The organism is Aquincola tertiaricarbonis (assembly GCF_000969605.1).
Taxonomy (GTDB): Bacteria; Pseudomonadota; Gammaproteobacteria; order Burkholderiales; family Burkholderiaceae_C; genus Aquincola; species Aquincola tertiaricarbonis.
Genome location: NZ_JZUE01000009.1, coordinates 15,077 through 33,671, shown reverse-complemented (window position 1 = coordinate 33,671; position 18,595 = coordinate 15,077). Strand labels below are relative to the sequence as shown.

The 18,595-nt window shown below is 69.4% G+C and carries 18 protein-coding genes; 15 read left to right on the top strand and 3 right to left on the bottom strand.

Annotated features, from left to right (window positions below):
* Positions 1-209 precede the first annotated feature (209 nt).
* On the top strand, positions 210-884 hold the full coding sequence (locus tag VO99_RS12545) for a CAAX prenyl protease-related protein (RefSeq protein WP_046113224.1): 675 nt from the start codon (positions 210-212) through the stop codon (positions 882-884).
* Positions 885-911: 27 nt separating this feature from the next.
* Here the strand turns inward: VO99_RS12545 and tgt are convergent, their stop codons facing one another.
* Positions 912-2,072: a tRNA guanosine(34) transglycosylase Tgt gene (tgt, locus tag VO99_RS12540; RefSeq protein WP_046113223.1), complete on the bottom strand. Its 1,161-nt coding sequence runs from the start codon at positions 2,070-2,072 to the stop codon at positions 912-914.
* A 23-nt stretch (positions 2,073-2,095) separates the two neighbouring features.
* The gene (gene queA / locus VO99_RS12535; RefSeq protein WP_046113222.1) at positions 2,096-3,142 is read right to left on the bottom strand and encodes a tRNA preQ1(34) S-adenosylmethionine ribosyltransferase-isomerase QueA; all 1,047 of its coding nucleotides are present in this window, start codon (positions 3,140-3,142) and stop codon (positions 2,096-2,098) included.
* Between the two features lie 52 nt (positions 3,143-3,194).
* Between queA and recG the strand changes: the two genes are divergently transcribed.
* From recG to ubiA, 6 genes are all read left to right on the top strand, one after another.
* Positions 3,195-5,270: an ATP-dependent DNA helicase RecG gene (recG, locus tag VO99_RS12530; protein WP_046113221.1), complete on the top strand. Its 2,076-nt coding sequence runs from the start codon at positions 3,195-3,197 to the stop codon at positions 5,268-5,270.
* A 47-nt stretch (positions 5,271-5,317) separates the two neighbouring features.
* Positions 5,318-6,241, top strand: coding sequence for a LysR substrate-binding domain-containing protein (locus tag VO99_RS12525; protein ID WP_046113220.1), 924 nt, complete (start codon positions 5,318-5,320; stop codon positions 6,239-6,241).
* A gap of 55 nt (positions 6,242-6,296) precedes the next feature.
* Positions 6,297-6,818, top strand: coding sequence for a Dps family protein (locus VO99_RS12520; RefSeq protein ID WP_046113219.1), 522 nt, complete (start codon positions 6,297-6,299; stop codon positions 6,816-6,818).
* A 148-nt stretch (positions 6,819-6,966) separates the two neighbouring features.
* The gene (locus tag VO99_RS12515) at positions 6,967-8,592 is read left to right on the top strand and encodes a peptide chain release factor 3 (RefSeq protein ID WP_046113218.1); all 1,626 of its coding nucleotides are present in this window, start codon (positions 6,967-6,969) and stop codon (positions 8,590-8,592) included.
* 173 nt (positions 8,593-8,765) lie between these two features.
* Positions 8,766-9,254 (top strand): PEP-CTERM sorting domain-containing protein, encoded by a 489-nt coding sequence (locus tag VO99_RS31290; protein WP_046113217.1) that lies wholly within the window; start codon positions 8,766-8,768, stop codon positions 9,252-9,254.
* 119 nt (positions 9,255-9,373) lie between these two features.
* Entirely contained in the window at positions 9,374-10,291 is a 918-nt protein-coding gene (ubiA, locus tag VO99_RS12505; RefSeq protein ID WP_232315346.1) for a 4-hydroxybenzoate octaprenyltransferase, read from the top strand.
* 3 nt (positions 10,292-10,294) lie between these two features.
* Here the strand turns inward: ubiA and proC are convergent, their stop codons facing one another.
* Entirely contained in the window at positions 10,295-11,134 is an 840-nt protein-coding gene (gene proC / locus VO99_RS12500; RefSeq protein WP_046113216.1) for a pyrroline-5-carboxylate reductase, read from the bottom strand.
* Positions 11,135-11,264: 130 nt separating this feature from the next.
* Here proC and VO99_RS12495 point away from each other — a divergent pair, with 130 nt between their 5' ends.
* The 8 genes from VO99_RS12495 to VO99_RS12460 all read left to right on the top strand — a co-directional run bounded on the left by VO99_RS12495 (position 11,265) and on the right by VO99_RS12460 (position 18,581).
* Positions 11,265-12,542 carry a Glu/Leu/Phe/Val family dehydrogenase gene (locus VO99_RS12495; RefSeq protein WP_046113385.1) on the top strand — a complete coding sequence of 426 codons (1,278 nt, stop codon included), beginning with the start codon at positions 11,265-11,267 and terminating at the stop codon, positions 12,540-12,542.
* A gap of 80 nt (positions 12,543-12,622) precedes the next feature.
* Positions 12,623-13,606 (top strand): Bug family tripartite tricarboxylate transporter substrate binding protein, encoded by a 984-nt coding sequence (locus VO99_RS12490; protein WP_046113215.1) that lies wholly within the window; start codon positions 12,623-12,625, stop codon positions 13,604-13,606.
* Positions 13,607-13,670: 64 nt separating this feature from the next.
* Positions 13,671-14,834: an MFS transporter gene (locus tag VO99_RS12485; protein WP_046113214.1), complete on the top strand. Its 1,164-nt coding sequence runs from the start codon at positions 13,671-13,673 to the stop codon at positions 14,832-14,834.
* Positions 14,835-14,847: 13 nt separating this feature from the next.
* On the top strand, positions 14,848-16,014 hold the full coding sequence (locus tag VO99_RS12480) for a thiolase family protein (protein ID WP_046113213.1): 1,167 nt from the start codon (positions 14,848-14,850) through the stop codon (positions 16,012-16,014).
* 3 nt (positions 16,015-16,017) lie between these two features.
* Entirely contained in the window at positions 16,018-16,416 is a 399-nt protein-coding gene (locus VO99_RS12475; RefSeq protein ID WP_046113212.1) for a Zn-ribbon domain-containing OB-fold protein, read from the top strand.
* 195 nt (positions 16,417-16,611) lie between these two features.
* Entirely contained in the window at positions 16,612-17,091 is a 480-nt protein-coding gene (locus tag VO99_RS12470) for an Lrp/AsnC ligand binding domain-containing protein (RefSeq protein ID WP_046113384.1), read from the top strand.
* Between the two features lie 6 nt (positions 17,092-17,097).
* Positions 17,098-17,868, top strand: a complete 771-nt coding sequence (locus VO99_RS12465) for an ABC transporter ATP-binding protein (protein ID WP_046113211.1) — start codon at positions 17,098-17,100, stop codon at positions 17,866-17,868.
* Entirely contained in the window at positions 17,868-18,581 is a 714-nt protein-coding gene (locus tag VO99_RS12460) for an ABC transporter ATP-binding protein (RefSeq protein ID WP_046113210.1), read from the top strand. The genes VO99_RS12465 and VO99_RS12460 overlap by 1 nt, the downstream gene beginning before the upstream one ends.
* The last annotated feature ends 14 nt before the right edge of the window (positions 18,582-18,595 follow it).

Genomic DNA, 18,595 nt, shown 5'->3' with positions numbered 1-18,595 from the left:
CCGCAAGCCTTGCGCATTCAGGAACTACTGCACAGTCCAGCGTTGTAACAAACGCCAAGGCTCCATGAAATATTGACACCCACTGTTTCAAAAACAATCGGGACAACGCGCTTCCACATCGTTGCGGCCCCGTTTCCACCCATTCGAGCGTGCGGCCTGTCATGGGGGGTCCGGATACTCCGACGCTACCTCGCCACCTCGACAGGAACATGACGCTCAGCCGCGCCGCCCTTGCCCGCATCGCTCCCTTTGCACTGTTCATGGTGCTGCTCGCCCTCCGTGGCGCCCTGCCCGCCGAAGCCGACGGCGGCTTCGACACCCGCTGGATCTACGGCCTGACGGTAGTGGCCGTCGGCGCGCTGCTGCTGTATTTCCGCCGCGAGTACGGCGAGCTGGCGCGCCAAACCTGGCCCGGCGCCGGCGAGACGGCGCTGGCCGTCTTGGTGGGGCTGGCGGTGTTCGGCCTGTGGATCGTGCTGGACGCGCCGTGGATGGTGCTGGGCGAGCCCAGCGCCGCCTTCGTGCCGGTGCGCGCCGACGGCAGCCTGGACCTGCCGCTCATCGGGGTGCGCTGGATCGGGGCGGCGCTGCTGGTGCCGCTGATGGAGGAGCTGTTCTGGCGCTCCTACCTGATGCGCTGGCTGCAGCAGCCGCAGTTCGAAGCGGTGCCGCCGGCCCGGGTGGGCCTGAAGGCCATCGTGCTATCCACCTTCGTGTTCATGCTCGCGCACACGCTGTGGCTGGCGGCCATCGTGGCCGGGCTGGCCTATGCGCTGCTGTACGTGCGCACCGGCAAGCTGTGGGTGCCGGTCATCGCCCACGCGGTGACCAACGGCGTGCTGGGCATCTGGGTGGTGATGACCGGGAACTGGCAGTTCTGGTGAAGGGCCCGGCGGCGCAGGCCGCCGCCGCTACTGCGGCTGGATGCCCAGCGCCCGGTCGGCCTTGAACTGCGCGCGGAAGGCCTCGAAGCGGCCGGCGTCCAGCGCGTCGCGCACTTCCTGCATCAGGTTCAGGTAGTAGTGCAGGTTGTGGATGGTGGTGAGCATCGGGCCCAGCATCTCGCCGCAGCGGTCCAGGTGGTGCAGGTACGCCCGGCTCACCGCGCCGATGCCGCTGCCCGGCTCACCGGCGCAGGCCATGCAGCGGCAGGTGGGGTCGATCGGCCGCTCGTCAGTCTTGTAGCGGGCGTTGCGCAACCGCAGGTCGCCGAAGCGGGTGAACAGGTGGCCGTTGCGCGCGTTGCGGGTGGGCATCACGCAATCGAACATGTCCACGCCCTGGTGCACGCCTTCCACCAGGTCTTCCGGCGTGCCCACGCCCATCAGGTAGCGCGGCTTGTGGGCCGGCAGCCGGTGGGGCGTGTGGCCCATGATGTGCAGCATCTCTTCCTTCGGCTCGCCGACGCTGACGCCGCCCACCGCGTAGCCGGGGAAGTCCATGTCCACCAGCGCTTCCAGAGAGGCCTCGCGCAGGTTCTCGAACATGCCGCCCTGCACGATGCCGAAGAGGGCGTTGCGGTTTTCCAGCCGCGCGAACTCGGCCTTGCAGCGCCGGGCCCAGCGCAGGCTCAACTCCATCGACTTGCGTGCCTCGGCCTCGGTGGTGATGTGGCCCTTGGTCTCGTAGGGCGTGCACTCGTCGAACTGCATGACGATGTCGGAATCGAGCACCGTCTGGATCTGCATGCTGGTCTCGGGCGTCAGGAACAGCTTGTCGCCGTTGACCGGCGAGGCGAACTTGACGCCCTCCTCGCTGATCTTGCGCATCTCGCCCAGGCTCCAGACCTGGAAGCCGCCGCTGTCGGTCAGGATGGGCTTGGTCCAGCCCTCGAAGCGGTGCAGCCCGCCGAACTGCTTCATCACGTCCAGCCCCGGGCGCATCCAGAGGTGGAAGGTGTTGCCCAGGATGATCTGGGCGCCCATCTCGTGCAGCGAACGGGCGCTGACGCCCTTGACGGTGCCGTAGGTGCCCACGGGCATGAAGATCGGCGTCTCGACGACGCCATGGTTCAGGCGCAGGCGGCCGCGGCGTGCATGGCCTTCGGTGGCCAGCAGTTGGTACTCAAGCATCGGTTGTTTTCCCGGCGGGCGCGTCAGGCGCTGCGTTGCAGCAGCATCGCGTCGCCGTAGCTGAAGAAGCGGTAGCGCGCCTCGATGGCGTGGCGGTAGAGGGCACGCACGTGCTCATGGCCGGCGAAGGCGCTGACCAGCATCAGCAGCGTGCTCTTGGGCAGGTGGAAGTTGGTGAGCAGCACGTCCACCACGTTGAAGCGGAAGCCGGGCGTGATGAAGAGCGTGGTCTCGCGCGCACCCGCCTGCAGCGTGCCGCCCACGGCGGCCGATTCCAGCGCGCGCAGCGTGGTGGTGCCGGCGCCGATGACGCGGCCGCCAGCGGCGCGGGTGGCGGCGATCGCCTCCACTGTGGCTTCGCTCACCTCGAACCATTCGCTGTGCATCTTGTGCTCGCTCAGGTCGTCGGTGCGCACAGGCTGGAAGGTGCCGGCGCCCACGTGCAGGGTGACACGCGCGGTGCGCACGCCGGCTGCCGCCAGCGCGGCCAGCACCGCCTCGTCGAAGTGAAGCGAAGCGGTGGGCGCGGCCACCGCGCCGGGGCGGCTGGCGAACACCGTCTGGTAGCGCTGTTCGTCGGCCGCGTCGTCGGCATGGGTGATGTAGGGCGGCAGCGGCACATGGCCGTGCTGCGCCAGCAGCGCCAGCGGATCTTCGGGCAGGCGCAGGTGGAACAGCGAGTTGTCCGGGCCGCCGCGGCCCAGCACCTCGGCATCGAAGGCATCGGCAAATCGCACCTGGGCGCCGGCCTTGGGCGACTTGCTGGCACGCAGGTGGGCCAGCACCTCGTTGCCGGGCAGCACGCGCTCCACCAGCGCTTCCACCGCGCCGCCGGTGTCCTTGGTGCCCAGCAGGCGGGCCTTGATCACGGCGGTGTCGTTGAACACCAGCAGGTCGCCCGCACGGAACAGCGTGGGTAGGTCGCGGAACATGCGGTCCACCGGCATCAGGCCGGTGCCGTCGAGCAGCCGCGAGGCGCTGCGCTCGGCGGCCGGGTATTGCGCGATGAGTTCGGGCGGCAGCTCGAAGTCGAAATCGCTGAGGGTGAAGCGGCGGTTGGAGAGGGGCATGGGCTGCAGGCTTGACCGGCCTGAAGAGAGTGCGTGACGGCACAATTGTTCCATGCGCCCAGCCGCCGATCGTGCGACGAAAGAGACAGCCCCACGCGCGGCCCCGACGCTTTCGGCGCCGCAGCGCGCCATGCACAAGCTGGGCCTGGTGCGCGACATCGACCTGGCGCTGCACCTGCCCCTGCGCTACGAGGACGAGACCCGCAACATCCCCATCGCCCAGGCCCGCGAAGGCGGCACGGTGCAGGTGGAGGGCGTGGTACTGGAGCACCGCATCGAGACCCGCCCGCGGCGCCAGCTCATCGTGCGCATCGCCGACGACACTGGCGAGCTGACGCTGCGCTTCATCCACTTCTACCCCTCGCAGCAGAAGGCCATGCCCGAGGGCCAGCGCGTGCGGGTGCGCGGCGAGCTGCGGGTGGGCTTCTTCGGCAAGGAGATGGTGCACCCCGCCGTCAAGGCCGTGACCGCCGACACCCCGCTGGCGCAGGCGATGACGCCGGTGTACCCGGCCAGCGCCCAGCTGCCGCAGGCCTACCTGCGCAAGGCGGTGGCCAGCGGGCTGCAGCGCGCCGCGCTGGGCGAGGTACTGCCGCCCGAGGTGCTGCCACCCGGCCTGCCCAGCCTTAAGGAAGCGCTGCAGCTGCTGCACCACCCCACGCCGCAGACGCCGATCGCGGCGCTGGAGGACCGCACCCATCCCGCATGGGAGCGGCTGAAGTTCGAGGAGCTGCTGGCCCAGCAGCTCAGCCAGCTGGAAGCCAAGCGCGAGCGGGCCAAGCTGGAGGCGCCCGTGCTGCACGCCACGCCCGGCGGCCTGCCCGAGCAGCTGCTGGCCGCGCTGCCCTTCGTGCTCACCGGCGCCCAGCAGCGCGTGTGCGAGGAGATCGCCGCCGACCTGGCCCGCCCGCAGCCGATGCACCGGCTGCTGCAGGGCGACGTCGGATCGGGCAAGACGGTGGTGGCCGCGCTGGCCGCCGCGGTGGCCATCGGCGCGGGCTGGCAGTGCGCGCTGATGGCGCCCACCGAGCTGCTGGCCGAGCAGCACTTCCGCAAGCTGGTGCAGTGGCTGGAGCCGCTGGGCGTGCGCGTGGCCTGGCTGAGCGGCAGCCGCAAGGGCAAGGCACGCACGCAGATGGTGGAGATGGTCGCGTCCGGCGAGGCGGGCCTCGTCGTCGGCACCCATGCGGTGATCCAGGACGACGTGCTGTTCCATCGCCTGGGCCTGGCCATCGTCGACGAGCAGCACCGCTTCGGCGTGGCACAGCGGCTGGCGCTGCGCGACAAGCTCGAAGCCGCGGCCCTGGAGCCGCACCTGCTGATGATGAGCGCCACGCCCATCCCGCGCACGCTGGCCATGACCTACTTCGCCGACCTGGCGGTGAGCACCATCGACGAGCTGCCGCCCGGCCGCACGCCGGTGCTGACCAAGGTGTTCGCCGACGGCCGGCGCGACGAGGTCATCGCCCGCATCGCCGACGAGGTGGCCGCCGGCCGGCAGGTGTACTGGGTGTGCCCGCTGATCGAGGAATCCGAAGCGCTGGACCTGCGCAATGCCACCGAGACCCATGCCGAACTGTGCGCCGCGCTGCCCGGCCGCAGCGTGGGCCTGCTGCACGGCCGCATGGCGGCGGCGGACAAGGCCGCGGTGATGGCCGAGTTCAGCGCCGGCCGCATGCAGGTGCTGGTGGCCACCACCGTCATCGAGGTGGGCGTGGACGTGCCCAACGCCAGCCTGATGGTGATCGAGCATGCCGAGCGCTTCGGCCTGTCGCAGCTGCACCAGCTGCGCGGGCGCGTGGGGCGCGGCGCGGTGGCCAGCATCTGCGTGCTGCTGTACACGGCCCCGCTGTCGCCCTCGGGCAAGGCGCGGTTGAAGGCCATGGCCTCGACCAACGACGGCTTCGAGATCGCCCGGCTCGACCTGGAGATCCGCGGCCCGGGCGAGTTCATGGGCGCGCGCCAGAGCGGCGATGCGCTGCTGCGCTTTGCCGACCTGGCGCAGGACGCGCCGCTGCTGGCCCATGCCCGCGACGCCGCGGCGCTGCTGTTCGAGCGCCACCCCGCCGCCGCCCGCGCGCACCTGGAGCGCTGGCTGGCCACGCGGGCGGAATACCTGAAGGCCTGATCGGCCCCCGCGTTACACAAGGCCCGGCATTTGCCGACAATGTCTGCATGACCTTGACCGAACTGCGCTACATCGTCGCCGTGGCCCGCGAGAAGCATTTCGGGCGTGCGGCCGAAGCCTGCTTCGTGTCGCAGCCCACGCTGTCGGTGGCGATCAAGAAGCTGGAGGAGGAGCTGGACGTCAAGCTCTTCGAGCGCGGCACCAACGAGGTGAGCGTCACGCCGCTGGGCGAGGCCATCGTGCGGCAGGCGCAATCGGTGATCGAGCAGGCCGCTGCCATCAAGGACATCGCCAAGCGCGGCAAGGACCCGCTGAACGGCCCGCTCAAGCTGGGCATCATCTACACGATCGGCCCCTACCTGCTGCCGGAGCTGGTGCGCCACGCCATCGAGATGACGCCGCAGATGCCGCTGATCCTGCAGGAGAACTTCACCAGCAAGCTGGTGGACATGCTGCGCACCGGCGAACTCGACTGCGCCATCATGGCCGAGCCGTTCCCCGACACCGGCCTGGCCATCGCGCCGCTGTACGACGAGCCGTTCATGATCGCCGTGCCCAAGGGCCATGCGCTCGCCAAGCGGCCGGCGGTGGGCGCCGACGAGCTCAAGCGCGAGACGATGCTGCTGCTGGGCACCGGCCATTGCTTCCGCGACCATGTGCTGGAGGTGTGCCCGGAGTACGCGCGCTTCTCCAGCGACGCCGAGGGCATTCGCAAGAGCTTCGAGGGCAGTTCGCTGGAGACCATCAAGCACATGGTGGCCTCCGGCATGGGCGTGACGGTGGTGCCGCAGCTGTCGGTGCCCAAGGAATCCTCGGGGCTGGTGACCTACGTGCCCTTCGAGCCGCCGGTGCCCACGCGGCGCGTGGTGCTGGCCTGGCGGCGCACCTTCACGCGCTACGAAGCCATCGCGGCGCTGCGCAATGCGGTGTATGCCTGCCAGCTGGACGGCGTGGAGCGCCTGACGGCCTGAAGGGACGCCAAGCCCTGCGCTACAGTCGTCTCGAACATTCACAGGAGTCGACCGAATGAGCAAGAACAAGGGCAAGGACAAGTCGCTTCCCGCGGTGAGCGCGCCGGTGATCCACATCGGCATCAGCCCGGAGGACCGCGCCGCCATCGCCGGCGGCCTGTCGCGCCTGCTGGCCGATACCTACACGCTGTACCTCACCACGCACAACTTCCACTGGAACGTCACCGGGCCGATGTTCAATTCGCTGCACGCGATGTTCATGACCCAGTACACCGAGCTGTGGAACGCGGTCGACCCCATCGCCGAACGCATCCGCTCGCTGGGCCACCCGGCTCCGGGCTCCTATGCGCAGTACGGCGCCCTCACCTCGCTGAAGGACGCGCCGGGCACGCCGCCCAACGCGATGGAGATGGTGCGCATCCTGGTCGAAGGCCATGAGGCCGTGGCCCGCACTGCCCGCAGCGTGTTCCCCATCGCCGACGGCGCCAGCGACGAGCCCACCGCCGACCTGCTGACCCAGCGCCTGACGGTGCACGAGCAATCGGCCTGGATGCTGCGGTCGATCCTCGAAGATTGATGGGGCACCCGGCTTCATGGGTACATGAAGCCACCCGCCGGGCGGGCGGACCGGCTACTGCAGGCGGAATCGGCCGAGCGCCGATAATCCCGCGCTTGCCCCAACCAATCGTCGGTGCACCCCGCCACCCGGGGCGCACCGCGCCGCCATGTCCGACCTCACGCCCCAGGTGCGCCGCCGTCGCACCTTCGCCATCATCAGCCACCCCGACGCGGGCAAGACCACGCTGACGGAAAAGCTGCTGCTGTTCTCCGGCGCCATCCAGATCGCCGGCTCCGTGAAGGCACGCAAGGCAAGCCGGCATGCCACGTCCGACTGGATGGAGATCGAGAAGCAGCGCGGCATCTCGGTGGCCAGCTCGGTGATGCAGATGGAATACCGCGACTGCGTCATCAACCTGCTGGACACTCCCGGCCACCAGGACTTCTCCGAGGACACCTACCGCGTGCTCACCGCGGTGGACGCCGCGCTCATGGTGATCGATGCGGCCAACGGCGTGGAGCCTCAGACTCGCCGCCTGCTGCAGGTCTGCCGGGCGCGCAACACGCCCATCCTCACCTTCGTCAACAAGATGGACCGCGAGGTGAAGGACCCGTTGGCCCTGATGGACGAGATCGAGCGCGAGCTGGGCATGACCGTCGTGCCCTTCACGTGGCCGGTGGGCATGGGCAAGTTCTTCCACGGCGTGATGGACCTGCGCAAGCAGCAGATGCGCGTGTTCAGCCCCGGCGAGGACCGGGTGGCCGGTGGCGAAGAGGTCATCGACGGCCTGGACAACCCCGTCTACGCCGAACGCTTCGGCATGCAGTACGAGCAGGCCCAGGGCGAGGTGGAACTGGTTCGCGAGGCTGCGCCGGAGTTCGTGCTGGACGACTTCCTCGCCGGACGGCAGACGCCGATGTTCTTCGGCTCGGCCGTCAACAACTTCGGCGTGCAGGAAGTGCTCGACGCCCTGGTGAACCTGGCGCCGTCGCCCGGCCCGCGCGGCTCGCTGCAGCGCGAGGTCAAGCCGGACGAGCCCAAGTTCACCGGCGTGGTGTTCAAGATCCAGGCGAACATGGACCCGGCGCACCGCGACCGCATCGCCTTCGTGCGCGTGGCCTCGGGCCACTTCGAGCGCGGCATGCGGCTGAAGGTGGTGCGCTCCGGCAAGGAGCTGCGGCCGAACACCGTGGTGAGCTTCCTGTCGCAGCGCCGCGAGCTGCTGGACGAGGCCTTTGCCGGCGACATCATCGGCATCCCGAACCATGGCGTGTTGCAGTTGGGCGACACCCTCACCGAAGGTGAATCCTTGCAGTTCACCGGGCTGCCGTTCTTCGCGCCCGAGATGTTCCGCAGCGTGGAAGTGGCCGACCCGCTGCGCACCAAGCAGCTGAAGGCCGGCCTGCAGCAGCTGGGCGAGGAAGGTGCGATCCAGGTGTTCCGGCCGGTGATGGGCTCGGTGCTGCTGCTGGGCGCGGTCGGACAGCTGCAGTTCGAAGTGGTGGCGCACCGGCTGGAGCATGAATACGGCGTCAAGGCGCGCGTGATGCCCAGCCGCTTCCAGGTGGCGCGCTGGGTGACCTGTGACGAAGCGGACGGCGGCGCGCGCGAACTGCAGCGCTTCATCGATGCAAATTCGCACCGTGTGGCTTATGACGCCGTGAACGCTCCCACGGTGCTGGTGGAGTACGCGCCGGAACTGCGGGCCATCGAGTCCAACTGGCCGAAGATCAAGTTCCATGCGCTGCGTGAACACGCCGGCTTGGTGTTCCAGCGACAGATGGAAGGCTGATAGGTTCACCCCCCGCTCGGGGGACTGGCGAGAAGCAGTCGATCCCTAAGAATCGGCCACAAATTCACAGGGAGTTTCAATTGAGTCCTTGCACTTTCAAATCCGTTGTTGCTGCGGCAGCGCTTGCCGTTACAGCTTCCGCCGCCAGCGCTGCCGATTTCACCGTCAGCGCGGTGGACCATTGCGCCTGCTTTGCCGCCAACGGCCTGGCCACGGTCTCGCTGGCTGCTGGCCAGGGCTTCACCGTCAGCGTGGCGGCCACCGACCTGTGGAGCGCGGGTGAGCTGCCCCGCTGGTCCAACGCCGACGGCCTGGTGTCCAACCTGTTCGCCACGGGCAGCGACGAAAGCGGTGCAGCCGCCGGCGTCCAGATCGGCCAAGGCTTCGGCAACCTCGAGATGGGCAACCTGAGCGCTCCCTTCGGCGCGCTGGTGGCCCAGATTGGTTCCGGCAGCTACTTCCTGGTGGGCACCAACTACAGCGGCACCGCCAGCACGGCCGGCACGCTCAAGCTCTTCTACTGGGACTCGGCCAACGTTGACAACGTGGGCTCGGTGCTCGCCAGCGTCAACGTCAGCGCCGTGCCGGAACCCGGCACTTACGCGCTGATGGCCGGCGGCCTGGGCATGCTGGCCTGGTTCGCACGCCGCCGCCGCGCCTGAACCACCTCGCGCGCGGCTGCAGGCCGCGGCGCACACGAGCCACCCGCCACGCCGGCCGGTGGCTTTTTCATGGGCGGCCAAGCGACGGCCGACTTGCCGGCGGCGCCGATAATCGGCGCGTGAAAGCGTCCTCCCTGAACAGCCCGGGCGAGTCCAAGCTGCGGCTCTACCTCGACCTCATCCGCTTCGACCGGCCGGCCGGCTGGCTGCTGCTGCTGTGGCCCACGCTGTCGGCCCTCTGGATCGCGGCGGACGGTTTTCCGGGCTGGCACCTGCTGGCCGTGTTCACCGCCGGCACGGTGCTGATGCGCAGCGCCGGCTGCTGCGTGAACGACGTGGCCGACCGCGAGTTCGACCGCCACGTCAAGCGCACGGCGCGCCGGCCGGTCACCAGCGGCGTGGTGTCGGTGAAGGAAGCGCTGCTGCTGGGCGCCGCCTTGTCAGTGGTGGCCTTCGGCCTGGTGCTCACCACCAATGCGCCGACCATCCTGCTGTCCTTCGCGGCGCTGGCCATCGCCATCGGGTATCCCTACGCCAAGCGCTTCGTGTCGATGCCGCAGGCGGTGCTGGGGGTGGCCTTCAGCTTCGGCATCCCGATGGCGTTCAGCGCGGTGCTCGGCGCGGCCGACTGGCGCTGGCGCGCGGTGGCCGACGCGGTGCCGCCGCACGCCTGGTGGCTGCTCGTCAGCAACCTTTTCTGGGTGCTGGCCTACGACACCGAATACGCGATGGTCGACCGCGACGACGACGTCCGCATCGGCATCCGCACTTCGGCGTTGACGCTGGGGCGCTTCGACGTGGCGGGCGTGATGGCCTTCTATGCCATCCACCTGCTGTCCTGGGCGGTGATCGGCCGTCTGCTGGGACTGGGCGGCTGGTTCCTGGCCGGCGTCGCGGCGGCGGCGGCGCAAGTGGCCTGGCACTACGTGCTGATCCGCCATCGCAGCCGGGAAGGCTGTTTCAAGGCCTTCCGGCTGAACCACTGGGTGGGGTTTGCGGTGTTCCTGGGCACCGCCCTCGACCTGGCGCTGCGCTGAAGCTCAGCCGGCGGCGCCGAATTCGTCGCCCAGTTCCACGGCACGCCGCTGCGCCGCCTGCAAGGCCTTGACGAAGGCGGCCTTCACGCCATCCGACTCCAGCGAAGTAAGCGCCGCATGCGTGGTGCCGCCTTTCGACGTGACACGTTCGCGCAGCACCGAAGGCGGCTCGCTGCTCTGCTGCGCCAGCGCGGTGGCGCCTGCGAAGGTCCCCAGCGCCAGCTGCTTGCCTTCCTCGGCGCTGAGGCCCATGGCTTCGGCCGCGGCCATCATGGCCTCCAGCACATAAAACACATAGGCGGGGCCGGAGCCGGACAGCGCGGTCACCGCATCCAGCGCGCTTTCCTCGCCCACCCACAGCATGCGCCCGGTAGGTGCCAGCACCTGCTCCACCTCGGCACGCTGGGCGGCGCTGACGGCCGGCCGCGCAAAGAGGCCGCTCATGCCCTGGCCGATCAGGGCCGGCGTGTTGGGCATGGCGCGCACCACGGCGGGGCTGCCAGTGGCGCTGGCGATCGCGTCGCTGCGGATGCCAGCCATCACGGAGAGCTGCAGCGCCTGGGCCACATGCGCCGCGCTGGGCCGAGCGGCCTCCTTGAACAGCTGTGGCTTGACCGCCCACACCACCATCCGCGCCTCGGCCAGCGCGGCCCCCGGCGCGGGCAGCGTGCGCACGCCGAAGTCGGCCTCCAGCTTGGCGCGCTGGGCCTCGCCAGGGTCCACCACCAGGATGGAGGCGGGTGCGCGGCCGGCGCGCACGAGCCCGCCGACGATGGCACTGGCCATGTTGCCGCCGCCGATGAAAGCCACGGTGCCCGGGGAAGAAGTGCTCTGTTCGCTCATGGCGGCGAGTGTAGGTTTGGCCGCTCATGCACAACACGCATAGTTTGCGTCTCCCGCTGGAAGCGCCCCGTGACTACATTGGCTGCACGAAAACATCGTGTGGCCGCGCAACCGCGGCACCGGAGAAGCCATGTCACAAGCTGCCTTGTCCTTTGTCCACCCCACCGCCGACAGCCCCTGGGGCACCTACCTGTCGCAGGTGGACCGCGTGGCGCCATACCTGGGCCACCTCGCCAAGTGGATCGAAACGCTCAAGCGCCCCAAGCGCACGCTGATCGTCGACATCCCCATCGAGCTGGACAACGGCACCGTCGCCCACTTCGAGGGCTACCGCGTGCAGCACAACCTGTCGCGCGGCCCGGGCAAGGGCGGCGTGCGCTACCACCCCGACGTCACGCTGGAAGAAGTGATGGCGCTGTCGGCCTGGATGACGGTGAAAACCGCTGCGGTGAACCTGCCCTACGGCGGCGCCAAGGGCGGCATCCGCATCGACCCGAAGCAGTACTCGCGCAAGGAAATCGAGCGCGTGACGCGCCGCTACACCAGCGAGATCGGCATCATCATCGGCCCGCAGCAGGACATCCCGGCGCCGGACGTGAACACCAACGGCCAGATCATGGCCTGGATGATGGACACGTATTCGATGAACGTCGGCGGCACCGCCACCGGCGTGGTCACCGGCAAGCCGATTCACCTGGGCGGCTCGCTGGGCCGCGTGAAGTCGACCGGCCGCGGCGTGTTCGTCACCGGGCGCGAGGCGGCCCGCCGCCTGGGCATGAGCCTGGAAGGCGCCCGCGTGGCGGTGCAGGGCTTCGGCAACGTGGGTTCGTCGGCGGCGGAGCTGTTCGCCCAGGCGGGCGCCAAGATCGTCGCGGTGCAGGACCACAGCGGCACCATCTACAACGACAACGGCCTGGACGTGGCCGCGCTCACCGCCGCGGTGAAGGAAACCGGCGGCGTCGCCGGCTTCGCCGGGGCCGAGCGCATGAACGCGGAAGAGTTCTGGGACGTGCGCTGCGACATCCTCGTGCCCGCCGCGCTGGAAGGCGTGATCACCGCCGAGCGCGCCCAGCGCATCACCGCCAAGCTGGTGCTGGAAGGCGCCAACGGCCCGACCGTGCCGACGGCCGACGACATCCTGGCCGACCGCGGCGTGCTGGTGGTGCCGGACGTGATCTGCAATGCCGGCGGCGTGACCGTCAGCTATTTCGAGTGGGTGCAGGACTTCTCCAGCTTCTTCTGGAGCGAGGACGAGATCAACGTGCGCCTGGACAAGATCATGGTCGACGCGCTGTGCAAGATCTGGGACACGGCCGACAAGCACAAGATCACGCTGCGTACCGCCACCTTTGCCGTGGCCTGCGAGCGCATCCTGACGGCGCGCGAGGAGCGCGGCCTGTACCCCTGACCCCCGCGTCAACCCCTGCGGTGCGGCAGGGGCGGCGCGTCTACCATGCGGGCCCTTCGAGGCACGCTTTTCATTCGCCCATGCAACGCCGTACCGTCCTGCCCGCCCTGCTCGCCACCGCCGCCGCCGTGCTGGCCCTGGCCCAACCCGCCGCCGCGCAGCCGCAATGGCCGAGCAGGCCGGTGCACATCGTGGTGCCGGCGCCCGCGGGCAGCTCGCTGGACATCATCGCCCGGCTGCTGGGCGAGAAGCTCAAGGACCGCTGGGGCCAGCCCGTGGTGGTGGACAACAAGCCCGGCGCCGGCGGCATGCTGGGCGTGGACGTGGCGGCCAAGGCGCCGGCCGATGGCCACACCATCGCCATCGGCTTCAACGGCCCCATCGCCTTCGCGCCCTTCATGTACCGCAAGATGCCGTACGACCCGGCGAAAGACCTGGTGCCGGTGGTGATGACCACCTCCCAGCCCAACGTGCTGGCGGTCAACGCCAACCTGCCGGTCAAGACGACGCAGGAGTTCCTGGCCTGGGTGAAGCAGCAGGGCGGCAAGATGAACTACTCGTCGCTGGGCATGGGCAGCTCCAGCCACCTGACGATGGAACTGCTGCTGTCGCAGACCGGCCTGACCGGCACCCACGTGCCCTACAACGGCTCGCCGCCGGCCGCGCTGGCCGTGGCGCAGGGCGATACCGATGCCACGTTCACCACCGCGCCGGCACTGCTCAACCACGTGAAGGCCGGCAAGGTGCGGCTGCTGGCGGTGAGCGCCGCGCAGGTGCCCGAGAGCCTGAAGGGCCTGCCCACGCTGGCCGACGGCGGCGTCAAGGGCGTGGAATCGCTGGCGTGGAACGGCCTCTTCGTGGCCGCCGGCACGCCCGAGGCGGTGGTGCAGAAGATCAATGCCGACGTGAACGCCGCGCTCACCGATGCGCAGCTGAAGACGGTGATGGACAACCAGGGCCTGACCATCGTCGGCGGCACCCAGGCGGACTTCCGCAAGGTGGTGGACAGCGACATGAAGCGCTGGGGCGCCATCATCGAGCGCATCGGCCTGAAGCTGGACTGAGCGCCGGCCGCCAAGCCCCCGCGCCAGCGCGGCCCGCCAGGGGCGGGGTAGAGTGGGTTGCTTCATGCGACCGCTGCCCCTGCTGATCATCCTGCTGGTGCTCGACCACGTTGCCTTCAACGGCAGCCGCATCGCGGTATCGCTCACCGCCATCTCGCAGGGCGCCACGCCGTTGACCGTGGGGCTGCTGATGGCCTCCTTCGCGCTGCTGCCCGCGTTGCTGGCGGTGCCCGCCGGCCGCTGGATCGACGGCGTTGGCGTGCAAAGGCCGATGATGGTGGGCTCGGTGGGCGTGGGCATCGGCACGCTGCTGCCCTTCCTGCTGCCGCAGATCGCGGCGCTGTACGTGGCCAGCGTGCTGATCGGCATCTCGTTCATGCTGATTAACGTGGCGGCGTACCACGCGGTGGGCGAGCTGAGCACTGCCGACGACCGCACCGCCAACTTCAGCTATGTGGCGCTGGGCTTTTCCACCTCCAGCTTCATCGCGCCGCTGCTCACCGGCGTGGCCATCGACCAGCTGGGCCACCGCACCAGCTTCCTGGTGCTGGCCCTGTTCACCGTGATGCCGGCCCTGGTGCTGGCGCTGGTGGGCCTGCCCGACACGCGCCGCAAGGTGCCCGCGCCGGTGGACAGCGCCACCGGCGAGAAGCCCAGCATGTTCGACCTGTTGCGCAGCCCGCGCATGCGCCATCTCTTCATCGCCATCGCAGTGCTGACGGTGGCCTGGGACATCTACACCTTCGCGATGCCGCTGTACGGCACGCAGATCGGCCTCAGCGCCTCGCAGATCGGCATCGTGATGGGCTCCTTCGCGGCGGCCAGCTTCATGGTGCGGCTGGCGATGCCCTTCGTCGCCAGCCACGTGCGGCCCTGGCAGCTCATCACCGCCTCGATGCTGCTGGCCGCCGCCAGCTACGCCGCCATTCCGTTCAGCCACAGCGTGGGCACGCTGATGGCGATCATGTTCGTGCTGGGCGCCAGCCTGGGCGCGCCGCATCCGATGGTGCTCACGCTGCTGCACCATTCGGCACCCGAAGGCCGCGCCGGCGAGGCGGTGGGCCTGCGCACCATGTTCATCAACACCAGCCAGACGGCGATGCCGCTCGTGTTCGGCGTGCTGGGCGCGGCCCTCGGCCTGGCCCCGCTGTTCCTGGCCATGACCGCCGCGCTGCTGGGCGGCGGCGCGCTGGCACGGCGCGTCGCCCGGCAGGAACGGGCCGGCTGACGGAGCGCCCCACATGAGCCTGAAACGGCAAGCCTGCATCGCCGGCGCCTGGGAACACCCCACGCGCAAGGCGCCCGACAAGACGACGGCACAGCTGCATGCCGAGTGTGCCCAGGGCGCGCTGGCCGATGCCGGCCTGTCGCTGGCGGATGTCGATGGCTACTTCTGCGCCGGCGACGCGCCCGGCTTCGGCGTGCTGAGCATGGCCGACTACCTGGGCCTGGACCGCCTGCGGCATGTGGACGGCACCGAGACCGGCGGCTCCTCCTACCTGGTGCATGTGGCCCATGCGGCGCAGGCCATCGCCGCCGGCCACTGCGACGTGGCGCTGATCACGCTGGCAGGCCGGCCGCGCTCCGAGCCGGCGCGTGGCGTCGCCGCCTCGGCCCATCCCGGCGTGCCCGAATTCGCCTTCGAGCAGCATGCCGGCCTCATCACGCTGAACGCCTATGCGCTGGCCGCGGCGCGCCACATGCACGAGTTCGGCACCACCGCCGAGCAGCTGGCCTGGGTGAAGGTGGCCGCCTCCCACCATGCGCAGCACAACCCGCATGCGATGCTGCCGCAGGTGGTGACGGTGGCCGACGTGCTGGCCTCGCCGATGCTGTCGGACCCGCTGCACAAGCTGGATTGCTGCGTGGTCAGCGATGGCGGCGGCGCGCTGGTGGTGGTGCGGCCGGAGATCGCGCGCAGCCTGAAGCGGCCGCTGGTCAACCTGCTGGGCGCGGGCGAATCCATCAAGGGCCAGGGCGGCGGCCGCGTCGACCTCACCCATTCCGGCAGCCTGCTGTCCGGCCGCCAGGCCTTCGAGGAAGCCGGCGTGCGGCCGGCGGACATCCAGTACGCGTCCATCTACGACAGCTTCACCATCACCGTGGTGATGCAGCTGGAAGACCTGGGCTTCTGTGCGCGGGGCCAGGGCGGGCGCTTCGTGGCCGACGGCAACCTGATCTCGGGCGTGGGCCGGTTGCCCTTCAACACCGATGGCGGCGGGCTGTGCAACAACCACCCCGCCAACCGCGGCGGCATCACCAAGGTGATCGAAGCGGTGCGACAGCTGCGCGGCGAAGCGCATCCCGCGGTGCAGGTGCCCGGCTGCACCTTGGCGCTGGCCAATGGCACCGGCGGCCTGCTGGGCACGCGGCACGGCAGTGCCACGCTCATCCTCGAAAGGGCCTGACCGATGACGCTGCCTGCAGCCGACCGCCCGCTGGCCGCGCCGGTGCGCGATGCCTTCACCACGCCCTTCTTCGACGCCGCCGACCAGGGCCGGCTGCTGCTGCGCCGCTGCGAGGCCTGCGGCCAGCCGCACTGGTATCCGCGCCCGGTGTGCCCGCTCTGCGGCAGCGCCCGCACCGCCTGGCAGGAGGCCAGCGGCCGCGGCACCGTCTACAGCGTGACGGTGACGCGCCACGCGCCGGTGCCCTACGCGGTGGCCTACGTGACGCTGGAGGAGGGCCCGACGATGCTGACCAACATCGTGGATGCCGACCTGGACAGCCTGCGCATCGGCATGGCGGTGACGGTGACCTTCAAGCCGGCCGAGGACGGCAGCGCCATCCCGATGTTCCGGCCGGGCTGAGGCCCGCCTGCCGCCCGGCAGGAAGATCCACAGCCACCGGTGCACCGCGCCGGATTAATCGCGGCATTCGCGTTTGCCCGCAGAGGGTTGATGCGGGGACCCGCCTGCGCCCGTTGGCTACAGAATCCGCCGCGCTGTACCCCACAGTGCCGAAGGAAATCCGCTGGAAACGGCTGATTGGACGGGTTCTGCACCATGATGGATCTTTCCGCCAGCAGATCGCTCGACAAGATCGACACCAACATCCTGCGGGCCTTGCAGGCGGATGGCCGCATGTCCAACCTGCGGCTGGCCGAGGTGGTGCAGCTGTCTCCCACGGCGGTGCTGGAGCGTGTCAAACGGCTGACGCGCGAAGGCTTCATCCTCGGCTACGAGGCGCGGCTGAATCCGCAGCTGCTGGGGGCTGGCCTGCTGATCTTCGTGGAGGTGCTGCTGGACCGCACCGCGCCGCGGCAGCTCGACGCCTTCAAGGCCGAGGTGCTGGCGCGGCCCGAGATCCTGGAATGCCACCTGGTGGCCGGTTCGTTCGACTACCTGCTAAAGACCCGGGTGGCCGACATGGCCGCCTACCGCGACCTCATCAGCTCCGGCATCTGGACGCTGCCCGGCGTGCGTGAAACACGCACCTATGCGGTGATCGAAGAAGTGAAGAGCACCACCTTGCTGCCTGTCTAGACAACCATGAGCGACTACATCCTCGAGACCCGCGACCTCACCAAGGAGTTCAAGGGCTTCACCGCGGTCGATCGCGTCAACCTGCAGGTGCAGCGCGGGCACATCCATGCGCTGATCGGCCCCAACGGCGCCGGCAAGACCACCTGCTTCAACCTGCTGACCAAGTTCCTCACGCCCACGCGCGGCACCATCCTGTTCAACGGCATCGACATCACCGGAGAGCAGTCGGCGCAGATCGCCCGGCGCGGGGTGATCCGCTCGTTCCAGATCTCCGCGGTGTTCCCGCACCTGACGGTGCTGGAGAACGTGCGCATCGGGCTGCAGCGCTTCACCGGCACCTCGTTCCACTTCTGGAAGGGGCTGACCGCGCTGCGGCTGCTGGATGCCAAGGTGCTGGCGCTGCTGGACCTGGTGGACCTGCGCGACATGGCGCAGGCCAAGGCCGCCGACCTGCCCTACGGCCGCAAGCGCGCGCTGGAGATCGCCACCACCATGGCCATGGAGCCCGAACTGATGCTGCTGGACGAACCCACCCAGGGCATGGGCCACGAGGACGTGGACCGCGTAACCCAGCTCATCAAGCGCGTGGCCGAAGGCCGCACCGTGCTGATGGTGGAGCACAACATGCGCGTGGTGGCCAGCATCGCCGACCGCCTGACCGTGCTGGCCCGCGGCGCGGTGCTGGCCGAGGGCAACTACGCCGAGGTGTCCAGGCATCCGGCGGTGCTCGAGGCCTACATGGGCAGCGAGGCGACCGAACTGCAGGGGGCGCATTGATGAGCACCCCCGCCCTGGAGATCAAAGACCTTCACGCCTGGTATGGCGAGAGCCACATCCTGCACGGCATCAGCCTGACGGTGCACAGCGGCCAGGTGGTCACGCTGCTGGGCCGCAACGGCGCCGGCCGAACCACCACGCTGCGGGCCATCATGGGCCTGACGGGCGACCGCAAGGGATCGATCAAGGTGCATGGCACCGAGACCATCAACCTGCCCACGCACCGCATCGCCCACATCGGCATCGGCTACTGCCCGGAGGAGCGCGGCATCTTCGCCGCACTCACCACCGAGGAGAACCTGCGCCTGCCGCCCAAGCTCACCGCCGGCCGCGGCAAGGCGATGACGGAGGCCGAGCTGTATGCGATGTTCCCCAACCTGCAGGAGCGCCGCAGCAGCCCGGGCACGCGGCTGTCGGGCGGTGAGCAGCAGATGCTGGCCGTGGCCCGCATCCTGCGCACCGGCGCCGACATCCTGCTGCTGGACGAGATCTCCGAAGGCCTGGCGCCGGTGATCGTGCAGGCGCTGGCCCGCATGATCACCACGCTCAAGGCCCAGGGCTTCACCATCGTGATGGTGGAGCAGAACTTCCGCTTCGCCGCGCCGCTGGCCGACCACTTCCACGTGATCGAGCATGGGCAGGTCGTCGAATCGTTCCCCGCGTCCCAACTGGCCGAGAAGCAGGCCGTGCTCGACGAGCTGTTGAGCGTGTGATCGCCGTTCCCACC

Bases quoted from the DNA above. Each gene is read 5' to 3' on its own strand.
- VO99_RS12465 (WP_046113211.1), top strand. From the start codon at position 17,098: ATGAGCGACTACATCCTCGAGACCCGCGACCTCACCAAGGAGTTCAAG.
- VO99_RS12515 (WP_046113218.1), top strand. From the start codon at position 6,967: ATGTCCGACCTCACGCCCCAGGTGCGCCGCCGTCGCACCTTCGCCATC.
- VO99_RS12480 (WP_046113213.1), top strand. From the start codon at position 14,848: ATGAGCCTGAAACGGCAAGCCTGCATCGCCGGCGCCTGGGAACACCCC.
- VO99_RS12525 (WP_046113220.1), top strand. From the start codon at position 5,318: ATGACCTTGACCGAACTGCGCTACATCGTCGCCGTGGCCCGCGAGAAG.
- queA (WP_046113222.1), bottom strand. From the start codon at position 3,142: ATGCCCCTCTCCAACCGCCGCTTCACCCTCAGCGATTTCGACTTCGAG.
- VO99_RS12460 (WP_046113210.1), top strand. From the start codon at position 17,868: ATGAGCACCCCCGCCCTGGAGATCAAAGACCTTCACGCCTGGTATGGC.
- VO99_RS12490 (WP_046113215.1), top strand. From the start codon at position 12,623: ATGCAACGCCGTACCGTCCTGCCCGCCCTGCTCGCCACCGCCGCCGCC.
- VO99_RS12470 (WP_046113384.1), top strand. From the start codon at position 16,612: ATGATGGATCTTTCCGCCAGCAGATCGCTCGACAAGATCGACACCAAC.
- recG (WP_046113221.1), top strand. From the start codon at position 3,195: ATGCGCCCAGCCGCCGATCGTGCGACGAAAGAGACAGCCCCACGCGCG.
- VO99_RS12495 (WP_046113385.1), top strand. From the start codon at position 11,265: ATGTCACAAGCTGCCTTGTCCTTTGTCCACCCCACCGCCGACAGCCCC.
- VO99_RS12485 (WP_046113214.1), top strand. From the start codon at position 13,671: ATGCGACCGCTGCCCCTGCTGATCATCCTGCTGGTGCTCGACCACGTT.
- VO99_RS12475 (WP_046113212.1), top strand. From the start codon at position 16,018: ATGACGCTGCCTGCAGCCGACCGCCCGCTGGCCGCGCCGGTGCGCGAT.
- tgt (WP_046113223.1), bottom strand. From the start codon at position 2,072: ATGCTTGAGTACCAACTGCTGGCCACCGAAGGCCATGCACGCCGCGGC.
- VO99_RS12545 (WP_046113224.1), top strand. From the start codon at position 210: ATGACGCTCAGCCGCGCCGCCCTTGCCCGCATCGCTCCCTTTGCACTG.
- proC (WP_046113216.1), bottom strand. From the start codon at position 11,134: ATGAGCGAACAGAGCACTTCTTCCCCGGGCACCGTGGCTTTCATCGGC.
- VO99_RS12520 (WP_046113219.1), top strand. From the start codon at position 6,297: ATGAGCAAGAACAAGGGCAAGGACAAGTCGCTTCCCGCGGTGAGCGCG.